Here is a 17,670-nt window from a genome sequence, read left to right as displayed (position 1 = left end):
ATAATCCTGAAACCGGTTTCAGAAACCGTACATGCCGAGCGCTGCGACGCCAGCGACATATTCCACTGAACGTGCAGGAGACATTGATGACTATCCAACGCTTGTTGCGCCACATTGCCGCGCCCGTGCTCACGCTGCTGGTCCTGGCCAGCGCCTCGGCCGGGGTCCAGGCACAGACCGTCGCCGAGATCGTCAAGAAGGGCAAGGTCACCATCGGCGTGGTGACGGGCGCGCCGCCCTTCGGCACCACGGACGCCACCGGCAAGCCCGCCGGCTACGATGTCGACGTGGCCAACCTGCTGGGCAAGTACCTCGGCGTGCCGGTCGATATCGTGCCGCTCACCTCCCCCAGCCGCATTCCGGCGCTGGAAGCCGGCAAGGTCGATTTCCTGGTCGCCACCCTGGCGCCGACGCCCGAGCGGGCGCGGGCCATCATGTTCAGCTCGCCCTACAGCGCGTTCGAGCTGACCATCTTCGCGCCGGTCGCGGCCAAGTACGCCAAGCTGGCTGAGCTTGGGAAGAAGAAGGTCGGCGTGACGCGCGGCACCACGCAGGACACGGCACTGACCCGGCTGGCGGTGCCCGGCATGAATATCGTCCGCTTCGAGGACGACGCCACCTGCGCGCAGGCGCTGATCAGCAACCAGGTCGAAGCCATTGCCCTGCCCAACACCACCGGCAACGAAATCATGAAGGCACGCGGCGCCGGCAAGTTCGACGCCAAGTTCGCGTTCTCGGTCCAACCGAACTCGATGGCCGTGCGCAAGGACGCCTTCGAACTGCGCCAGTGGCTCAACACCACCATTTCCTACGTCAAGCTCAATGGCGAACTCGACGCCATTGCGCAGAAGTGGACCGGCAAGGCGCTGCCCGCGCTGCAAACGTTCTGACCCCGGCAAGTCCGACGTTGCGCGCCAGCGTCAGCCGGCGCGCCAGGAGACCCGCATGAACTACCAATTTGAATGGACCCCGGTGCTGTCGCAGTTGGATCGCTTTGCGGACGGCGCGGCCATGACGCTGGCGCTCAGCTTCGGCTCGATCCTGCTTGGCACCCTGGTCGGTACCGCCGGCGCCATCGCGGCCGCGTTTGGCGGCCCCTGGCTCCAGCGCGCCGCCAGGGTATACGTCGAGGCGATCCGCAACACGCCCTTCCTGATCCAGCTCTTCATCATCTTCTTCGGCCTGCCTACCGTCGGCTTGCAGATCGATGCCATCACCGCCGCGGTGATTGCCATGACGGTCAACCTCGGTGCCTACTCGACCGAGATCATCCGGGCCGGCTTGCAGGCGGTTCACCGTTCGCAGCTCGAAGCCGCCGCCGCGCTGGGCATGACGCGCTGCCAGTTGATCCGCCACGTCGCCCTGGTGCCGGCCTTCGAAAAAGTCTATCCGGCGCTGACCAGCCAGTTCACGCTGATGATGCTGACCTCGAGCGTGGTGTCGGCGATCTCGGTGGAAGAGCTGACGGCGGTCGCCAGCCAGATCGATTCGCAGACCTTCCGCACCTTCGAGAGCTACATCCTCGTCATGTTCATCTACCTCGGGCTGGCACTGCTGTTGCGCGCCGCGTTCGCCCTGATCGGCAATCTGGTGTTCAGGCGGCGCCGCGTGGTGGCGCGAGCCAGAAAGGCCGCGCGCACTGCCCGCGTTGCGCCGCTGGCGCATGCGGAGCTGACGCCAGCGGTTGCAGGGAGCGCGAAATGATCACCGAATTCTCCTGGAATCATCTTGAAATCCTGTTCCTGGCAGCACGCTGGACGCTGTGGGTGACCTTGCTGGCCTTCGTCGGCGGCACGCTGGCCGGCTTCCTGGTGGCGTTGGCGCGGACCTCGAGAAGCAGCCTGCTCCGCCTCGCCAGCACGGTCTATATCCAGATCGTGCAAGGTACGCCGGTGCTGATCGTGCTGTTCCTGAGCTACTACGGCCTCTCCGTGCTCGGGCTCAAGCTGTCGCCGATGGTCGCGGCCATGCTGGCGATGTCGATCTACGCCAGCGCTTATCTTGGCGAGATCTGGCGCGGCTGCATCGAGGCCGTGCCGCAGGGGCAGTGGGAGGCCAGCGAAGCGCTCGCCCTCACCCGCTGGCAGCAGCTGCGCTTCGTCGTGCTGCCGCAAGCCGTCCGGCTGGCCCTGCCGCCTACGGTGGGCTTCTCGGTCCAGCTGGTCAAGAACACCTCGATCACTTCCATCATCGGCGTCATCGAACTCACGCGCGCCGGCCAGCTGATCAACAACGCGACCTTCCAGCCCTTCGCGGTCTTCGTCGTCGTCGCACTTATCTACTTCGCGCTTTGCTTCCCGCTTTCGTCGGCAGCCAGGCGCATGGAAAGGAGGCTCCATGTCCATCGTTGAAGCACAAGGCGTGCACAAATCCTATGGCCCCGTCGAAGTCCTGAAGGGCGTGTCGTTTGCCATCGAACCGGGCCAGGTGGTCGCCATCATCGGCCGCAGCGGCTCCGGCAAAAGCACCATGCTGCGCTGCCTGAACGGACTGGAGACAATCAACGCCGGCAATATCACAGTCGCCGGGCACAAGCTGGATCACGACAGGAAGCGGCTGCTCGACCTGCGCCGCGACGTAGGCATGGTGTTCCAGAGCTACAACCTCTTTCCGCACCTGACCGTGGGGGAGAACATTGCGCTGGCGCCTTCCATCGTCAAGAAGATCGCGGCGAAAACGATCGACGGCATCGTCGACCAGGTGCTGACCCAGGTCGGCCTGCTGGACAAGAGGGACTGCTACCCCGAGCAGCTCTCGGGCGGCCAGCAGCAGCGCGTGGCCATCGCCCGTTCGCTGGCGATGCAACCCAAGGTGATGCTGTTCGACGAGGTGACCTCCGCGCTCGACCCGGAGCTGACGGCGGAAGTCCTGCGCGTCATGGAAAACCTGGCCGCCTCCGGCATGACCATGGTGCTGGTGACGCACGAGATGGAGTTCGCACGCCGCATGGCGCATACCACCATCTTCATGCACCAGGGCAAGGTGCACGAGGCGGGCCCGTCTAAGGCGCTGTTCGCGCAGCCGCGGACACCGGAACTGCAGCAATTCCTCAGCGCGGGAGCACTGAAATGAACCAGCAGCGACAAGGTAGTTCTTCCCGGCCGCCGGTGCTGATTTCGCTCACGGCCTACGGCGCCGACCTCGCCCACCGCGATGGACAGGCTGCGCTGGCGCGGATTGCCGCGGCAGCCGGTGCGGACGGCGTGGAATACCGCGGCGAACTCCAGCGCGGGCATAGGGATGAAGTCAGCGAACAGCGCGCGGTCGCCGAACAGCACGGACTAAGCGTGGTCTGGTCGAGCCCCGAAGGCCTCTGGAGCGAAGCCGGCCGCCTCGATGCCGCCGCGCTCGACCGCGCCTTCACGACGGCGCTGGCGATCAGTGCCAGCCGGGTCAAGATGTCGCTGGGCGGCTATCGCGAGGGCACCCCGCTTGAAGGGCTGCTCCCCTGGCTGGAGCACGAGGGCATCGAACTCGTCGTGGAAAACGACCAGACCGCCAGCGCCGGTACCGCCCCCCCGCTGCGCGACTTCTTCGCGCGTGCCACGGCCCTCGGCAAGACGGTGCCGATGACCTTCGACATGGGCAACTGGCACTGGACGGGCGAGGATCCGCTCGACGCCGCGCAGGTCTTCGCCTCCCAGGTGGGCTATGTGCATTGCAAAGGCGTGCTGCGCACGCCTGCCAAGTGGATTGCGGTGCCGCTGGAGCAATCGGCTGCGCCATGGCGCAGCGTATTGCGCCGCCTGCCCGCCGGCGTTGCGCGCGCCATCGAGTTTCCGCTGCAAGGCGAAGACCTGGTGCAGGTCACGCGCAACCATGTCGAACTGCTGCGTTCGGTGGAGATCCCCGCATGAGCCCCGATCTTGATGTGGTGACGCTGGGCGAGGCAATGCTGATGCTGGTGGCCGGTGAAGCCGGGCCGCTCGAAGGCGTGCAGACCTTCCACAAGCGCACCGCCGGCGCCGAGACCAATGTGGCCATCGGCCTGTCGCGCCTGGGCCTGAAGGTCGGATGGGCCAGCCGCCTGGGCGATGATTCGATGGCGCGCTACCTGCTCGGTGAAATGCAGCGGGAAGGCGTGGAATGCAGCCAGGTGGTGTGCGAGCCCGGCGAGCGCACTGGTTTCCAGTTCAAGGGACGGGTCGACGACGGCAGCGATCCGCCCGTGGAATATCACCGCCGCGGCTCGGCCGCAAGCCGCATGAACCCGGGGCATCTGAACGACAAGTGGCTACGGCGCTCACGGCACCTGCATGTCACGGGCGTGTTCCCCGCGCTGGCCGAAGGCACGCAGGCCGCCACCCGCCAGGCCATCTCCACCATGCGCGCTGCCGGCCGCACGATCTCGTTCGATCCCAATTTGCGGCCCGCGTTGTGGGCCACGCCCGAGTTGATGCGCGAGACGCTGAACGACCTGGCGCATCAGTGCGACTGGGTGCTGCCCGGCATCGAGGAAGGCCGTTTCCTGACCGGCCACGCCGAGCCGGAACGCATCGCCGCCTTCTACCGTCGGCGCGGCGCCAGGCTGGTAGTCGTGAAGCTGGGCGCGGAAGGCGCCTACTTCGACGGCGAAGCCGGCACCGGCCATGTCCCGGCGTTCAACGTCGAGCGAATCGTCGACACGGTTGGCGCAGGCGACGGCTTCGCCGTGGGCGTCATCAGCGCGCTGCTGGAAGGCAGGCCGGTGGCCGACGCCGTCCGGCGCGGCGCATGGATCGGCGCGCGGGCGGTGCAGGTGCGCGGCGATACCGAAGGCCTGCCGACCCATGCCCTGCTGGCGGCCAGCAGCCTGTGAAGTCACAGCAAGGATTTCCCATGCGCAAGAATGTATTGGTGTTCCGTCCCATTCCGCCCGACCTGCTCGCCCGGATCGAAGCAGAGCATGACGTGATCGTCGCCGACCCGCGCCAGCCGGCGCAACGGCCGGCCTTCCGCGCCGCGCTGGCCAACGCCCACGGCCTGATCGGCTCCAGCGTCAGGCTCGGCGCGGCCGAGCTGGCCGAAGCCGGCCAGCTGGAAGTGATATCCAGTATCTCGGTGGGCGTCGACAACTACGATCTCGCCTGCCTGCGCCGGCGCGGCATTGCGCTCTGCCATACGCCTGGCGTACTCACAGAAACTACCGCCGACACCGTCTTCGCCCTCATCATGGCAGCCAGCCGCCGCCTGGTCGAACTTGCCGCCCATGTGCGCGAAGGCCGCTGGGCCGCCAATATCGGCGAAAGCCTGTTCGGCTGGGACGTCCACGGCAAGACGCTGGCGATACTCGGTTTCGGGCGTATCGGCCAGGCGGTTGCACGCCGCGCGGCGCTTGGTTTCGGCATGGAAGTGCTCTACGTCAACGAGGCTGCCGCGGAACCACCGGATCTCGTGGGACGCGCCACCTGGACGGACCTCGACGACGCCTTGCGGCGAGCCGATATCGTCGCCGTCACGCTGCCGCTGACCGACGGCACGCGTGGCTTGATGGGGCCGCGCGAGTTCGCGCTGATGAAACCGGGGGCCATCTTTGTCAACGGCGCCCGCGGCCAGATCGTGCAGGAAGACGCGCTGCTCGCGGCGCTCGACAGCGGCCACCTGCGCGCGGCCGGGCTCGATGTCTTTGCCACCGAGCCGTTGCCGCAGGATTCTCCGCTGCGCTGCCATCCGCGAGTGACAGCCCTGCCCCATATCGGCTCGGCCACGCATGAGACCCGGCGTGCCATGGCCGAACTGGCCACGCGCAATCTGTTGGACGCGTTGGCCGGCCGGCAACCCGCCGCGCGCTTCGACCTGGCAGCCATCGCTGCTTAGGCAACCGTTCAATCTTCCCCGCAAGGACCATCCGCAATGCCCCGTTCCATTCCCACGCTGTGCGGCTCGATCATGGGCGAGCCTTTCACCTTCAATGTGCGCATCCACAATGCCGCTTATCGGGCGCTGGAGATCGACTACACCTTCGTGTGCTTCGGCGTGCAGGACGTGCCCGGCGCCGTGCAATCGATCCGGGCGCTGGGCGTGCGCGGCATGAATGTATCGATGCCGCACAAGCAGGCCGTGATCCCTCACCTCGACCGGCTCGACGAGACCGCGCGCGCTATCGGCGCGGTCAATACCATCAACAATGTCGATGGCGTGCTGACCGGCTACAACACCGACTGCATCGGCGCCGTGCGGGCCTTCCAGGAGGTGACCGGACTGGCGGGCAAGCGCATCGCGCTGCTGGGCGCGGGCGGCGCGGCGCGTGCCATGGCCTATGGACTGCGCGAGGCAGGGGCCGCCGTGACCATATTCAATCGCACCGCGGCGCGCGGCGAGGAACTGGCCGGTTCACTTGGCCTGCGCTTCGGCGGCGCGCTGTCCGACTTCCGCGCGGCGGACTTCGACATGCTCGCCAACGCGACGGCCGCCGGCTTTCGCGCACCCGATGTCAACCCCGTGGCGGGGCAGCTCGCCGCCCACCTGATCGTCATGGACGCCGCGTTTATCCCGGTCAGGAGCAAGCTGATCCGGGATGCCGCCGCGCTCGGCTGCCGCACCATCGACGGCACACGCATGATGCTGCACCAGGCCTGCGCCCAGGTCGAGTTCTACACCGGCTGCGCACGCGCGCCGATCGAGGCGATGGAGGCGGCACTGCTGGAGGAGATCGCACGCCAGTCATAGCCATCCACCGCCCACAGCTGCCTGACGCACACACCGCCATGACCCATACCGAAGCCATCCCCGACACCCGCCCGCTTGTCATCCCGTGCCCCGCTTTCGAGGGAGTCCGCCAATGACACTGCGACGCGAGCGACACACCAAGATCGTAGCCACGCTTGGGCCCGCCTCCTCCACCCCGGACGTGATTCTCCAGCTCTTCAAGGCCGGCGCCGATACCTTCCGCCTGAATTTCAGCCATGGCACCCACGAGGACCACAAGGCCCGGCTGGGCATGATCCGGGAGATGGAATCCCTCACGGGCCGGCCCGCGGGCGTGCTGCTGGATCTCCAGGGCCCCAAGCTGCGCCTGGGCACCTTCCCGGGCGGCCCGGTCAGGCTGACCGCCGGGCAGCCGTTCCGCCTGCAGCTGGATGCCGTGCCGGGCAGCCAGCAAGTGGCTCACCTGCCGCACCGCGAAATCTTCGAAGCGCTGCGGCCCGGCCACGCCCTGCTGATCGACGACGGGCGCGTGCGGCTGCGGGTGCGCGAAGCCGGCCCGGACTTCGCGCAGACCACGGTGGAGACGGGTGGGAACGTCTCCGACCGCAAAGGCGTCAACGTGCCGGACTGCGCGCTGAACCTTTCGGCGCTGACGGAGAAGGATCACCGCGACCTGCGCTTCGGCATGACGCTTGGCGTGGACTGGGTGGCCTTGTCCTTCGTCCAGTCGGCACGCGATATCGAGGAAGTGCGTGCGATCGCCGGCAAGAACATATCGATCATGGCCAAGATCGAGAAGCCTGCGGCGCTTGCCGACATCGAGGCGATTGTCGCCGCGGCCGATGGCATCATGGTTGCCCGTGGCGACCTGGGCGTGGAAATGCCGCCCGAGGAAGTACCGGCGATCCAGAAACGCCTCACCCGCCTCTGCCGCGAAGCCGGCAAGCCGCTGGTGGTGGCCACGCAGATGCTGGAGTCCATGATCAGTGCCCCGGCACCGACGCGCGCCGAAGCATCGGACGTCGCCACCGCCGTGTACGACGGCGTGGATGCGGTCATGCTATCGGCCGAATCCGCATCGGGCGAGTATCCGGTCGAAGCCGTGGAGATCATGGCACGCATTATCCGCAATACCGAGCGCGACAAGCTGCAGCGCGACACCATGAACGCCATCGCCACCAGGCGCGATGCCGTGTCCGCGGACGCCATCGGCGCGGCGATCCGTACCGTCGCCGACATCCTGCCGCTGACGGCCTGCGTGACTTACACCGTGTCCGGCGCCAGTGCCTTGCGGGTCGCCCGCGAGCGCCCTAATGTGCCGATCGTGGGCATGACGCCCCACGTGGAAACCGCGCGGCGGCTGGCCCTGGTATGGGGCGTCCACCCCGTCCATACCCATGACGCGGACAGCGTCGAGGAAATGGTCGGGCATGCCACCGAAGTGGCCAAGCGCGAAGGATTCGCCTCGGACCAGCAACCGTTCGCCATCGTCGCCGGCATGCCGTTCGGCACCCCGGGATCCACCAACCTGTTGCGCCTCGTCTTTCCCGCGTGACAGCCCACCTCTCTGGCCTCCAGCTCGATCATGTCCTCCATCACGACCCAAGCCGACCTGGCCCGCTGTTTCCCCCTGCTTGCCGACATCCCGGCCGACCAGCGCCTGGACGCGCCTTTGCACCAGCGCGGCATCCTCATCAACGGGGAAATCCGAACCTGGCAAGGCCCCTGCCGCACCGTTATGTCGCCGGTTCATGTACGCGACGGCCAAGGCAAGCTGAGCCCCGTGGAGGTTGGCAGCTTTCCGGTCACCACCGTCAAGGAGAGCCTCGAGGCGCTCGATGCCGCGGTCGCCGCCTATGCGTCGGGTACCGGGCTGTGGCCGACCATGGCGGTCGAAGCCCGCATCGGGCACGTGCAGGACTTCACCCGGCGCCTGCTGGCAATGCGCGGGCAGATCGTCAAGCTGATCATGTGGGAGATCGGTAAGTCGGCAGCCGATTCGGCCAAGGAGTTCGATCGCACCATCGCCTATATCCGGCAGACCATCGATGCGCTGAAGGAACTCGACAACAACAACTCGCGTTTCCAGGTCGTCGAGGAAACGATCGCCCAGGTGCGCCGGGCTCCGCTGGGCGTGGTGCTGTGCATGGGCCCGTACAACTACCCGCTGAATGAAACGTTCACCACCCTGATCCCGGCCCTGATCATGGGCAATGTGGTGCTGTTCAAGCCGCCGAAGTTCGGCACGCTGCTGTTCGCGCCAATCCTGGAGGCGTTCCGCGAAGCCTTTCCGCCGGGTGTCGTCAATACCGTTTATGGCCGCGGCGAAGAGGTGGTGCCGCCACTGATGGCCTCCGGCAAAGTCAACGTGCTGGCGCTGATCGGCTCATCGCGCGTGGCGGACCAGCTCAAGAAACTGCATCCCAAGACGAACCGCCTGCGCGCCGTGCTCGGCCTGGATGCAAAGAACGCGGCCATTGTGCTGCCTGACGCGGACCTCGATCTCGCGGTCAACGAGTGCATCCTGGGCGCGCTCTCGTTCAACGGCCAGCGCTGCACGGCCCTGAAGACGCTGCTGGTGCACCGGTCGGTGGCGAGGCCATTCCTCGAGAAACTCATTGTGGCGGCGGGCCAGCTCAGGATCGGCATGCCGTGGGAAGCCGGGGTCTCCATTACGCCACTGCCGGACGCCAACAAGCCGCGCTATATAGCGGATTGCATCGCCGATGCGCTGTCAAAGGGCGCAGAGGTGCTGAATCCCGGCGGCGGCCTTACCTGTGCCTCGCTGGTCTTGCCGGCCATTGTCTATCCCGTCGGCGAACGTATGCGGCTGTACCGTGAAGAACAGTTTGGGCCTGTGATTCCGGTGGTGCCGTTCGACGATGTCGGCGCGGCGCTGGATTACGTCGAGTCGTCCGAATATGCCCAGCAGGTCAGCATCTTCGGGACCGATCCCGAACAGATCGCGCGGCTGGTGGATCCGCTTGTCAATCAGGTTTGCCGGGTGAATATCAACTGCCAGTGCCAGCGGGGGCCGGATGTGTTTCCGTTTACCGGGAGGAAGGATTCCGCGGAGGGGACCTTGTCGGTTAGCGATGCGCTGCGGGCTTTCTCGATCCGGACCATGATCGCGGCTAGGGCGACCAGCGGGTCAAAGGCGCTGTTGGATGAGATTGTGCTTGGGCATAAGTCGACGTTTATTAATACACGGTTTATTTTTTGACTGGTTTTGGAAGGGGCTTCCCGGGGCCACTGCGCAAGACTGAACACCAGGCCCATCGGCATGAGCGGCCTGATCGCTGCCGCAAGCGCATGGCTTGCTGGCCGCTCGCTGCCGTCAATTTTCGAATTAGTGTCAGGGCCTGGCTGAGCGACGACTGAACCGTTGTTCGATGACCTCCGTTCCCCATTGCGCCCCCTCCGATTCGCCGGTCAACCGAAAGCCAAATGACTCATATAGATGGCGCGCTACATCCAGACCTTTGAACGTCCAGAGGTATGTCTCGCTAAAGCGCTCGTCAACAAATCTCATCGCGTGAGACATCAGTTGCCGTCCGATACCGGAGCCACGCAACGAATCGTCCACAATGAACCATCGCAAATGGGCTACGCCCGCGTTGTCATCCCCGTCGATTGCCAACGAGGCAAGAAATCGACCATTTTCGGCGTAGAGCCATAGCGCCTTGCCGCTAGCCGGCAGCGCACCGGCGAACTCGGCAAGCTCCGTTGCCACCTTCTTCTCGAAAAAAGCGCCGAAGCCCCAGTGCTCCGAGTAGAAGCGGGCGTGCAGGCTCGCGACGTCGCCAATGCAGCCAGGCTGGTAGCCTTCCAGAATCCGTGTGGGCGAGGCATCTTCGGGAGTGGCTTTGACCGAGTTGTCCCGTGCAAGTGCGTCGGCGTACAGCGCGAGAGAGCGGACCAAGGCTTGCTGGTCGGCAGGAACCATGCGTCGAAGCGCGTTGGAGACCTGATCCGTGGCGAACCGGTCAATCTTTCTCCGGAGCTTCTGCCCTGCGTCCGTCAAATACAGCTCGGACGAACGCGCATCTTCATTTGCAGTCTGGCGCTCCACAAGTCCGCCCGCTTCCAGCCTGGCGACCTGCCGGCTGGTGTTCGACTTGTCCAGGCGCAAGATATTGCCCAGATCCTTCGCATTGATGCCCGGCGTCGCCCCGATCTCGATGATCGCGTGAACAGCCGACGGGGCAAGATCGCTCTCGGCCAACGTCGTTCGCATGAAACCGAGTTCACGAACCAGTCTTCGGGAAAAGTCCCGGAGCTCCAGTATCGTCGTTTCCCGGGGCTTGGCTGGAACGTCGACAAGATCCATGACGGGGCTCACATAAGTTGCGCTTCGCAAGCAATATAGTTGCGAAGCGCAACCTACGCAAGTCCGTTTTGCGGAGACGTCGGATTCCAATTCCGGCGGGCACCCTTGATGGTGCCGTTTTCGATTCTGCCGCGGCCGCCGACGCGCGTCGGCTGAACGATCCCGTCAATCCGTTGCATTGACGGATCGGCAGGAGACGGATCTTCAAATACACATGCGCGCTCGACCCGGAAGGCAATCGCAAGCACGAGGTGTCCCAGTGACAGCACGATATCCCTCACATGATTCAGCTCCAGCGACCACGACACTATCGTGCAAAACAGGGGAAAGCTGCCACGTGAATCCCTACTACTCGTACATATCGCACTACGCGTTCTGGCAATAAGCTTGCGTCATATCGGAATGGGTGCAGCAGCTTGAAATTGTGCATCGCCGCGCCACACCCATACCGCCAAACTGATTCGCTACAAGCAAGACGCCGGAGCGCGAACATGCCGCAAAACCACCTAAACCATTTGAGCACCATCGTCGGCGCAACCAACCTACTGGCCGGCCAGAATGCCGAGCCCTACGCAACCGACTACCGGCGTGTCTACCGCGGCAAGGCAATGGCGGTTGTACGGCCGGGTAGCACGGCCGAGGTCAGCGCGGTTATGGCGTACTGCTATGAGCAGGGCATCTCCGTAGTGCCGCAAGGCGGCAATACTTCACTCCTGGGTGGCAGCGTGCCGGATGGCAGTGGCCAGTCGTTGATCCTCAGCCTGTCTCGCCTCAGCAATGTGCGCTCCTTGGACGCGGTCAACGCAACCATGGTGCTCGAAGCCGGCGTGACTCTGCACCTGGCGCGCGGCGTCGCGGAGGAGGCCGGAAGTCTGTTCCCGCTGCGCATCGGCTCGGAAGGTAGCTGCCAGATCGGCGGCAACCTTTCTACGAACGCCGGCGGCACGGCGGTGCTTCGCTACGGCAACATGCGTGATCTGGTGCTCGGGCTGGAAGTAGTGCTTCCCAACGGCGAGATCTGGGATGGGCTGCGTGCCTTGCGCAAGGACAATGCTGGCTACGACCTCAAGCACCTGTTCATCGGCACCGAAGGCACGCTGGGGATCATAACGGCAGCCGTGCTCAAGCTGTTTCCCCGCCCCCGCTCGGTATGCATGGCCTTCCTCGGCGTCCCCGATCCAGCCTCAGCGCTTTCCCTGTTCGGCTACCTCCGCGCGCGCCTCGGCAATGACGTCACCGCCTTCGAACTGATCTCCTCTGACGCGATGGACCTGGTGCTGGCGCATATCGGCAGCCAGGCGTCGCCCTTGCCGGGCACGCACGGCTGGTACGTGCTGGTCGAGTCTTCGTCGACGGCCGACCAGGCGAGCGCGGACGACGTATTCTGCGCCGCGCTTTCCGACGCCGGCGAACATGGCTGGATCGCCGACGCAGCACTCGCCTCCAGCGATCGCCAGGCTGCCGACTTCTGGCTGATCCGCGAAGAGATTTCCGATGCGCAGACCCAGGCGCGCGGTAGCGTGCGCTGCGATGTCTCCGTGCCGCTGTCGAGCATTCCCGGCTTCATCGCGTCCACCACGACTGCGGTGCTGAACCAAGCGCCCGGCACCCGCATGATCGTCTACGGGCACATGGGCGACGGCAACGTCCACTTCAACCCGCTGCGCCCGACTCAGACGGAAGCCGAAGCCTACCTGCAGGTCCACGGCGAAGCCATCACGCGCATCATCGACGATGCCGCCACCGCGCTTGCCGGTTCGATCTCGGCCGAGCATGGCGTGGGCGTGGCCAAGCGCGACGAGCTGCTGACAGTGCGCAGCCGCACTGAGCTCGAGCTGGCCTGGAAGGTTAAGCGCGCGCTCGATCCCCGCCACTTGCTCAATCCCGGCAAGGTCCTGCCTACACTGGACAGCGCCGCCAACACCGCTGCGTAGCCAGCAGACGCTCCTCGCCCACCGCCCAATCCTATTCAGAGAAGACCGACCATGTCGACAGTACTTCCTCAACCAGCTCAAGGCACTCGAAGCGTTGCCCTACGTGGGCGAGGTGCGCGGACGCGGCATGTTGGCGGCCGTCGAACTGGCGACCGATAAAGCCTCCAGGCAAAAGCCTTCGAAAGACCATCGACTGGGCGAACGCGTATTGACTCACGCGCTCGAGGAAGGCCTGGTATTCCGCGCCTTTTCCGACGACATCCTCGGATTCGCTCCGGCCCTCAACTACACCAAGGCCGACGTGGATACACTGATCCAAATCCTGCGATTCTCCCTCGACAAAGCAGTCGCAGACACTCTCTAACCAGGAGCCACCATGAAACTCAAAGACTTCAAAGTACTGACCTTCGATTGCTACGGCACGCTGATCGACTGGGAGACCGGCATCTTCAACGGGCTGCGGCCGCTGATCGAGAAGGCTGGCTTGACCGCCAAGTCGCGTGACGAGATCCTGGAGGTCTACGCCAGGCACGAAGCCGACCAGGAGATCCTGACGCCGGCGCTGGCCTACTCGGTGCTGCTGGGTGTGGTGTACCGCCGCCTGGCCAACACCTGGAACGTGGGCGTGACCGACGAGGAAGGCAACATCTTTGGCGCATCGGTGCACGACTGGCCCGCGTTTCCCGATTCGGTGGAAGCCTTGCGCTACCTCAAGCAGCATTTCAAGCTGGTGATCCTGTCCAATGTCGACCGCGTCTCCTTCCGCGCCAGCAATGCACGACTTGGCGTGGAGTTCGATGCGATCTACTGCGCCCAGGACATCGGCTCGTACAAACCGAGCCCGCGCAACTTCGAATACATGCTCGCGCGTTTGAAGCAGGATCACGGCCTTGAGAAGGCGGACATCCTGCACACCGCACAGAGCCTGTTCCACGACCACGCGCCTGCCAACGGCTTTGGCCTGGTCTCCGCTTGGATCGATCGCCGCCACGCCGACAAGGGCTGGGGTGCGACCATGCCTCCCCCGGGCACGCCCAAGTATGAATTCCGCTTCGAGAACATGGCCGCGCTGGCACGTGCGCATCAGGAAGAGCTGAAGGGCTGAAGGGCTTCCCCTCGCGTGCCTGCCGACGGCTCATGCGATCGGCAGGCAGCGCTGCGGCGGCCGCCGCCGCCTCACCAGGATTTCGACATGATCAAATTGACGGACCCGGCACTGCTGTGCCAGCAAGCATTTATCGGCGGTGAGTGGGCAAATGCCCGCTCCGGCCAAACACTCGACGTAGTCGATCCCGCCTCCGGCGCCAAGCTGGGTACCATCCCCGACTGCGACGAGCAGGACACCCGCGCAGCCATCGAGGCCGCGAATCGCGCCTTGCCCGTCTGGAGCGCGCTGACCACCCACGAGCGGGCGGCCATGCTACGCAAGTGGCATGACTTGATGCTGGCGCACGTGGACGACCTGGCGCTGCTGATGACCCTGGAACAAGGCAAGCCGCTGGCGGAATCCCGTGGTGAGATCCTGTACGGTGCATCGTTCGTTCAATGGTTTGCCGAGGAAGGTATCCGCGCCTACGGCGAAACCATCCCGGCTACGCAGGCCGGTCGCCGGATCCTGGTACGCAAGGTGCCTGTGGGGGTCTGCGCGGCAATTACGCCCTGGAATTTCCCCAATGCGATGATCACCCGCAAGCTGGCACCGGCACTAGCCGCCGGCTGCACCGTCGTGGTCAAGCCCTCGGAGCTGACGCCCTATTCGGCGCTCGCGCTGGCCGAACTGGGCAAGCGCGCGGGCTTCCCCGCCGGCGTGCTCAACATCGTGACCGGCCTGCCGCAAGCCATCGGCGGCGAACTCACGTCCAATCCCATCGTGCGCAAGCTGACGTTCACCGGCTCGACCCATGTCGGCAAGCTGCTGCTGCGCCAGTGCGCGGATACCGTCAAGCGTGTGAGCATGGAGCTCGGCGGCAATGCGCCGGTGATTGTGTTCGACGACGCAGACCTTGACGCGGCCGTGGCCGGCGTGATGGCCAGCAAGTTCCGCAATAGCGGCCAGACCTGCGTCTGCGCCAATCGCATCTACGTGCAGGCCGGCATCTACGATCAGTTCGCCGCGCGCCTGGTGGAAGAAGTGAAGAAGCTGCAAGTCGGCGTTGGCACCGAGGCCGGCGTGACCATCGGCCCGCTGATCAACAAGGCAGCGCTGGACAAGGTGGCGAGCCACGTCAGCGACGCGGTGGCAAAGGGCGCGCAGGTCATGCTGGGTGGCAAATCGACGGAGCGCGGTGAGCAGTTCTTCCAACCAACCGTGGTCGCCGGCGCCACCGACGCGATGCTGGTGGCCAACGAGGAGACCTTCGGTCCGGTGGCGGCACTCTTCCGCTTCGACAGTGAGGCAGAGGTGATCAGCCGCGCCAATGACACGCCGTACGGCCTCGCTGCCTATCTGTTCTCCCGCGACCTGAGCCGCGTGTTCCGCGTCGGCGAAGCACTGGAGTACGGCATGGTCGGCATCAATACCGGTGTGATCTCCTCGGCGGTGGCACCATTCGGCGGCGTCAAGGAATCGGGGCTGGGCCGCGAAGGTTCACACCACGGCATCGACGAGTTCCTGGAATCGCAGACCCTGCATTTCGAGATCGGCTGATACCGGCTTGAAGCCATGCACCATGGCCTCCCGCCTGGCGGGAGGCCATGGTGCATTCACAGGACTCAGAACACCTTGCTGCCGTTCGGCACGCTGCCGTCCACCGCCAACAGATTCACCACCGACGGCTCGGACTCTACTCCCATCACAAGCACTTGCGACTTGAAGCCCGCGATTCGGCGCTCACCCAGGTTGGTGGCACAGACCACAACCTTACCGACCAGTTCGTCGGCCTGGTAGCGATTCACATACTGCCCACTCGACGTCATCGTCCCGAGTTCCCCCAGATCAATCCACATCTTGTAGGCCGGGTTGCGGGCCTTTTCGTTCAGTTCCACCCGAACGATCGTGCCGACACGCATGTCGACGGACGCAAATGCTTCATATGCACTCATGCATGATTCCTGGTCGTTGAGATTCAATGAGATGGCCGATGCGATCGCGCACCGAGCCAGATGATGGCAAGGCCATGCCACAGAGGGCATGCGCCCTATTCTTCGGAGAGCCGATACAGGGCAACCGCCACCTGCAGCTCGAAACGGTTTCCCTGATCTTCCAGCGGCGTACCCAGCAGCGTTTCGATGCGTTCCGCGCGGTAGCGCAGCGTGCTGATGTGTATGCCGAGTCGGCGGGCGGTGTTTGCCAGTTGGAATCCCTCCGAACAGAGCACCTCGAGCGTTTCCAGCAGCGACTCATTCTTCTTGTCCGCCATCAGTGGACCCAGCTTGCTACCAATGAACAGCTCACGCGCGCCTGCATCGCCCATCAGCGCCCTGGGGAACATCACTTCCTGGAAGTGATGCAGCTTGCCAGGCTTGAGCAGCGGCAGGAGCGACTGCACGTCCTTGCCGCCCTGAGCCATACCGGCCACATCGCTATGCGAGCGGCTCACAGCCAGCGCCGCACCACGGCTGCCCAGCACGCGCCACAGGGGTTCCAAATCAAACTGCGATGACAACAGGAAGGTGATCTGGTTCAAGGATACGAGGATCAACGGCGGCTCGCCAAGACCATCAAGATACTTGCGCAAGCGCTCGACCCAACGCTCACGGCGCAAAAAACCCTCCCGTGAGAGCGGCAGTGGTTCGTCAAGCAACACAAGGCAGACCCGGTACTCGCCCGCTGGATTCCATCCACCCACGCGGGCACGCTCAAGTGCCGAAGGGGTTTCCTCGAACTTGCCCTCGAGCAACGTGCCGACGAGCGCGTAGCCGAGGCGTTCTTCCTGAAGATGCAGTGCCCGCATATGCGCGAGATGCAGCGCGCCGATGATGGAAGCACGCTCCGCCGCTCGAATCTCCAGTTCGCCAAGCGGACTGTCGCCTTCGTCGACGAACACGATGGCAGCCATCTCGCCGCGGATCCGGATCGGGCAACCGAGCCTGCGCGGCATGCCCGCCTCCGGCTGCGCTTCGATCAGGATCGGGCTCACGCTATCCAGTATCTGGCGCAGGATGAGACGATTGTTCAGCAAGCGGAAATAGGCGCGCTCCTTCTTTGCCAGCGCGCCATCACTCTGCTCGCTTTCGCTCGACCCCAGCAGCAGGCCGTCGGTATCGACAAAATTGACCTTGCGATCCAATAGATTGCCCAGCGCGTGTGCCAGGTCGCCAAGCGTGTTGGCCATCACCGCGGCATCGGTCAGCGCGCGGTGTATTTCGTCGGAGCGTTCAATCAGTTCGCTCTGGCGGCGAATGATGCTGGAATGGATTTCCTCCGTAATCGTGCTGAACGGAATGGCCCAGTCGAGTTCGAGAAGCGGCAGCCCAACTTCGTTGGCAGCCTCCACGGACCCTTCGGGGAAATGCTCGAGGAAATTCGGCACAGCCAACACGACGCCCGCCAGATCCCGCTCGCGCAACGCGCGGATCAGCGCCCGGGCCGACGCTTCGTCGCGCGGCCAGTTGTAGCCAGTGGTCAGCAACAACTGCCCGCCCTGAACCCATGCGGCGATGTCTGGGTGGTCCACCATATGGACCCAGCGGATCTCGTTCGTGAGGGCACCTTGTCCTGCCACCACGCGTGCGCTGCGCAGAACTGTCGAATCCAGTGCCGTCGAGATGTCCATGATTTTCGTGAGCGGGCGAGTCTATCGCGGCTGCGCCGCTATCAAAAAAACACTGCGGAATAAC

The 17,670-nt window shown here is 64.6% G+C and carries 18 protein-coding genes; 14 read left to right on the top strand and 4 right to left on the bottom strand.

Annotation, left to right across the window (positions count from 1 at the left end; genetic code table 11):
* The first annotated feature begins 86 nt into the window (after positions 1-86).
* The 10 genes from ACZY0R_RS24685 (at position 87) to ACZY0R_RS24640 (ending at position 9,850) form a co-directional block, all read left to right on the top strand.
* Entirely contained in the window at positions 87-890 is an 804-nt protein-coding gene (locus ACZY0R_RS24685; RefSeq protein WP_035872959.1) for a transporter substrate-binding domain-containing protein, read from the top strand.
* Positions 891-945: 55 nt separating this feature from the next.
* Positions 946-1,704 carry an amino acid ABC transporter permease gene (locus ACZY0R_RS24680; RefSeq protein WP_488862015.1) on the top strand — a complete coding sequence of 253 codons (759 nt, stop codon included), beginning with the start codon at positions 946-948 and terminating at the stop codon, positions 1,702-1,704.
* Positions 1,701-2,351: an amino acid ABC transporter permease gene (locus ACZY0R_RS24675; RefSeq protein WP_488862013.1), complete on the top strand. Its 651-nt coding sequence runs from the start codon at positions 1,701-1,703 to the stop codon at positions 2,349-2,351. The genes ACZY0R_RS24680 and ACZY0R_RS24675 overlap by 4 nt, the downstream gene beginning before the upstream one ends.
* Positions 2,338-3,072, top strand: coding sequence for an amino acid ABC transporter ATP-binding protein (locus ACZY0R_RS24670; protein WP_488862011.1), 735 nt, complete (start codon positions 2,338-2,340; stop codon positions 3,070-3,072). The genes ACZY0R_RS24675 and ACZY0R_RS24670 overlap by 14 nt, the downstream gene beginning before the upstream one ends.
* Entirely contained in the window at positions 3,069-3,857 is a 789-nt protein-coding gene (locus ACZY0R_RS24665; RefSeq protein ID WP_488862009.1) for a sugar phosphate isomerase/epimerase family protein, read from the top strand. Before ACZY0R_RS24670 ends, ACZY0R_RS24665 begins: the two co-directional genes overlap by 4 nt.
* Positions 3,854-4,798, top strand: a complete 945-nt coding sequence (locus tag ACZY0R_RS24660) for a sugar kinase (RefSeq protein ID WP_488862007.1) — start codon at positions 3,854-3,856, stop codon at positions 4,796-4,798. The genes ACZY0R_RS24665 and ACZY0R_RS24660 overlap by 4 nt, the downstream gene beginning before the upstream one ends.
* 20 nt (positions 4,799-4,818) lie before the next feature.
* Complete coding sequence (locus tag ACZY0R_RS24655) at positions 4,819-5,796, top strand: 2-hydroxyacid dehydrogenase (RefSeq protein WP_488862005.1); 978 nt, start codon at positions 4,819-4,821, stop codon at positions 5,794-5,796.
* A 36-nt stretch (positions 5,797-5,832) separates the two neighbouring features.
* Positions 5,833-6,648 (top strand): shikimate dehydrogenase family protein, encoded by an 816-nt coding sequence (locus ACZY0R_RS24650; RefSeq protein WP_488862003.1) that lies wholly within the window; start codon positions 5,833-5,835, stop codon positions 6,646-6,648.
* 118 nt (positions 6,649-6,766) lie between these two features.
* Positions 6,767-8,182, top strand: coding sequence for a pyruvate kinase (gene pyk / locus ACZY0R_RS24645; RefSeq protein WP_488866142.1), 1,416 nt, complete (start codon positions 6,767-6,769; stop codon positions 8,180-8,182).
* A 39-nt stretch (positions 8,183-8,221) separates the two neighbouring features.
* On the top strand, positions 8,222-9,850 hold the full coding sequence (locus tag ACZY0R_RS24640) for an NADP-dependent glyceraldehyde-3-phosphate dehydrogenase (protein ID WP_488866140.1): 1,629 nt from the start codon (positions 8,222-8,224) through the stop codon (positions 9,848-9,850).
* A 132-nt stretch (positions 9,851-9,982) separates the two neighbouring features.
* Here the strand turns inward: ACZY0R_RS24640 and ACZY0R_RS24635 are convergent, their stop codons facing one another.
* Both ACZY0R_RS24635 and ACZY0R_RS24630 read right to left on the bottom strand, forming a co-directional pair.
* The gene (locus tag ACZY0R_RS24635; RefSeq protein WP_488862001.1) at positions 9,983-10,957 is read right to left on the bottom strand and encodes a bifunctional helix-turn-helix transcriptional regulator/GNAT family N-acetyltransferase; all 975 of its coding nucleotides are present in this window, start codon (positions 10,955-10,957) and stop codon (positions 9,983-9,985) included.
* 53 nt (positions 10,958-11,010) lie between these two features.
* The gene (locus ACZY0R_RS24630; protein WP_488861999.1) at positions 11,011-11,238 is read right to left on the bottom strand and encodes a hypothetical protein; all 228 of its coding nucleotides are present in this window, start codon (positions 11,236-11,238) and stop codon (positions 11,011-11,013) included.
* A gap of 210 nt (positions 11,239-11,448) precedes the next feature.
* On the opposite strand from ACZY0R_RS24630, the gene ACZY0R_RS24625 reads away from it, so the two are divergent.
* The 4 genes from ACZY0R_RS24625 (at position 11,449) to ACZY0R_RS24610 (ending at position 15,538) form a co-directional block, all read left to right on the top strand.
* Complete coding sequence (locus ACZY0R_RS24625) at positions 11,449-12,891, top strand: FAD-binding oxidoreductase (protein WP_488861997.1); 1,443 nt, start codon at positions 11,449-11,451, stop codon at positions 12,889-12,891.
* Positions 12,782-13,255 (top strand): aminotransferase class III-fold pyridoxal phosphate-dependent enzyme, encoded by a 474-nt coding sequence (locus tag ACZY0R_RS24620; RefSeq protein ID WP_488866138.1) that lies wholly within the window; start codon positions 12,782-12,784, stop codon positions 13,253-13,255. Before ACZY0R_RS24625 ends, ACZY0R_RS24620 begins: the two co-directional genes overlap by 110 nt.
* Before the next feature lie 12 nt (positions 13,256-13,267).
* The gene (locus tag ACZY0R_RS24615) at positions 13,268-13,996 is read left to right on the top strand and encodes a haloacid dehalogenase type II (RefSeq protein WP_488861995.1); all 729 of its coding nucleotides are present in this window, start codon (positions 13,268-13,270) and stop codon (positions 13,994-13,996) included.
* An 87-nt stretch (positions 13,997-14,083) separates the two neighbouring features.
* Positions 14,084-15,538, top strand: coding sequence for an NAD-dependent succinate-semialdehyde dehydrogenase (locus ACZY0R_RS24610; protein ID WP_488861993.1), 1,455 nt, complete (start codon positions 14,084-14,086; stop codon positions 15,536-15,538).
* A gap of 65 nt (positions 15,539-15,603) precedes the next feature.
* Here the strand turns inward: ACZY0R_RS24610 and ACZY0R_RS24605 are convergent, their stop codons facing one another.
* Positions 15,604-15,933: a tRNA-binding protein gene (locus ACZY0R_RS24605; protein ID WP_488861991.1), complete on the bottom strand. Its 330-nt coding sequence runs from the start codon at positions 15,931-15,933 to the stop codon at positions 15,604-15,606.
* A 95-nt stretch (positions 15,934-16,028) separates the two neighbouring features.
* Positions 16,029-17,606, bottom strand: coding sequence for a PucR family transcriptional regulator (locus tag ACZY0R_RS24600; protein ID WP_488861989.1), 1,578 nt, complete (start codon positions 17,604-17,606; stop codon positions 16,029-16,031).
* Positions 17,607-17,670: the final 64 nt, after the last annotated feature.

This window comes from Cupriavidus sp. F041 (assembly GCF_057814235.1).
The sequence above is the reverse complement of the archived record's forward strand: the minus strand, read 5'-3'. Positions and strand labels throughout refer to the sequence as shown.

Bases quoted from the DNA above. Each gene is read 5' to 3' on its own strand.
- ACZY0R_RS24685 (WP_035872959.1), top strand. From the start codon at position 87: ATGACTATCCAACGCTTGTTGCGCCACATTGCCGCGCCCGTGCTCACG.
- ACZY0R_RS24680 (WP_488862015.1), top strand. From the start codon at position 946: ATGAACTACCAATTTGAATGGACCCCGGTGCTGTCGCAGTTGGATCGC.
- ACZY0R_RS24675 (WP_488862013.1), top strand. From the start codon at position 1,701: ATGATCACCGAATTCTCCTGGAATCATCTTGAAATCCTGTTCCTGGCA.
- ACZY0R_RS24670 (WP_488862011.1), top strand. From the start codon at position 2,338: ATGTCCATCGTTGAAGCACAAGGCGTGCACAAATCCTATGGCCCCGTC.
- ACZY0R_RS24665 (WP_488862009.1), top strand. From the start codon at position 3,069: ATGAACCAGCAGCGACAAGGTAGTTCTTCCCGGCCGCCGGTGCTGATT.
- ACZY0R_RS24660 (WP_488862007.1), top strand. From the start codon at position 3,854: ATGAGCCCCGATCTTGATGTGGTGACGCTGGGCGAGGCAATGCTGATG.
- ACZY0R_RS24655 (WP_488862005.1), top strand. From the start codon at position 4,819: ATGCGCAAGAATGTATTGGTGTTCCGTCCCATTCCGCCCGACCTGCTC.
- ACZY0R_RS24650 (WP_488862003.1), top strand. From the start codon at position 5,833: ATGCCCCGTTCCATTCCCACGCTGTGCGGCTCGATCATGGGCGAGCCT.
- ACZY0R_RS24635 (WP_488862001.1), bottom strand. From the start codon at position 10,957: ATGGATCTTGTCGACGTTCCAGCCAAGCCCCGGGAAACGACGATACTG.
- ACZY0R_RS24625 (WP_488861997.1), top strand. From the start codon at position 11,449: ATGCCGCAAAACCACCTAAACCATTTGAGCACCATCGTCGGCGCAACC.
- ACZY0R_RS24615 (WP_488861995.1), top strand. From the start codon at position 13,268: ATGAAACTCAAAGACTTCAAAGTACTGACCTTCGATTGCTACGGCACG.
- ACZY0R_RS24610 (WP_488861993.1), top strand. From the start codon at position 14,084: ATGATCAAATTGACGGACCCGGCACTGCTGTGCCAGCAAGCATTTATC.
- ACZY0R_RS24605 (WP_488861991.1), bottom strand. From the start codon at position 15,933: ATGAGTGCATATGAAGCATTTGCGTCCGTCGACATGCGTGTCGGCACG.
- ACZY0R_RS24600 (WP_488861989.1), bottom strand. From the start codon at position 17,606: ATGGACATCTCGACGGCACTGGATTCGACAGTTCTGCGCAGCGCACGC.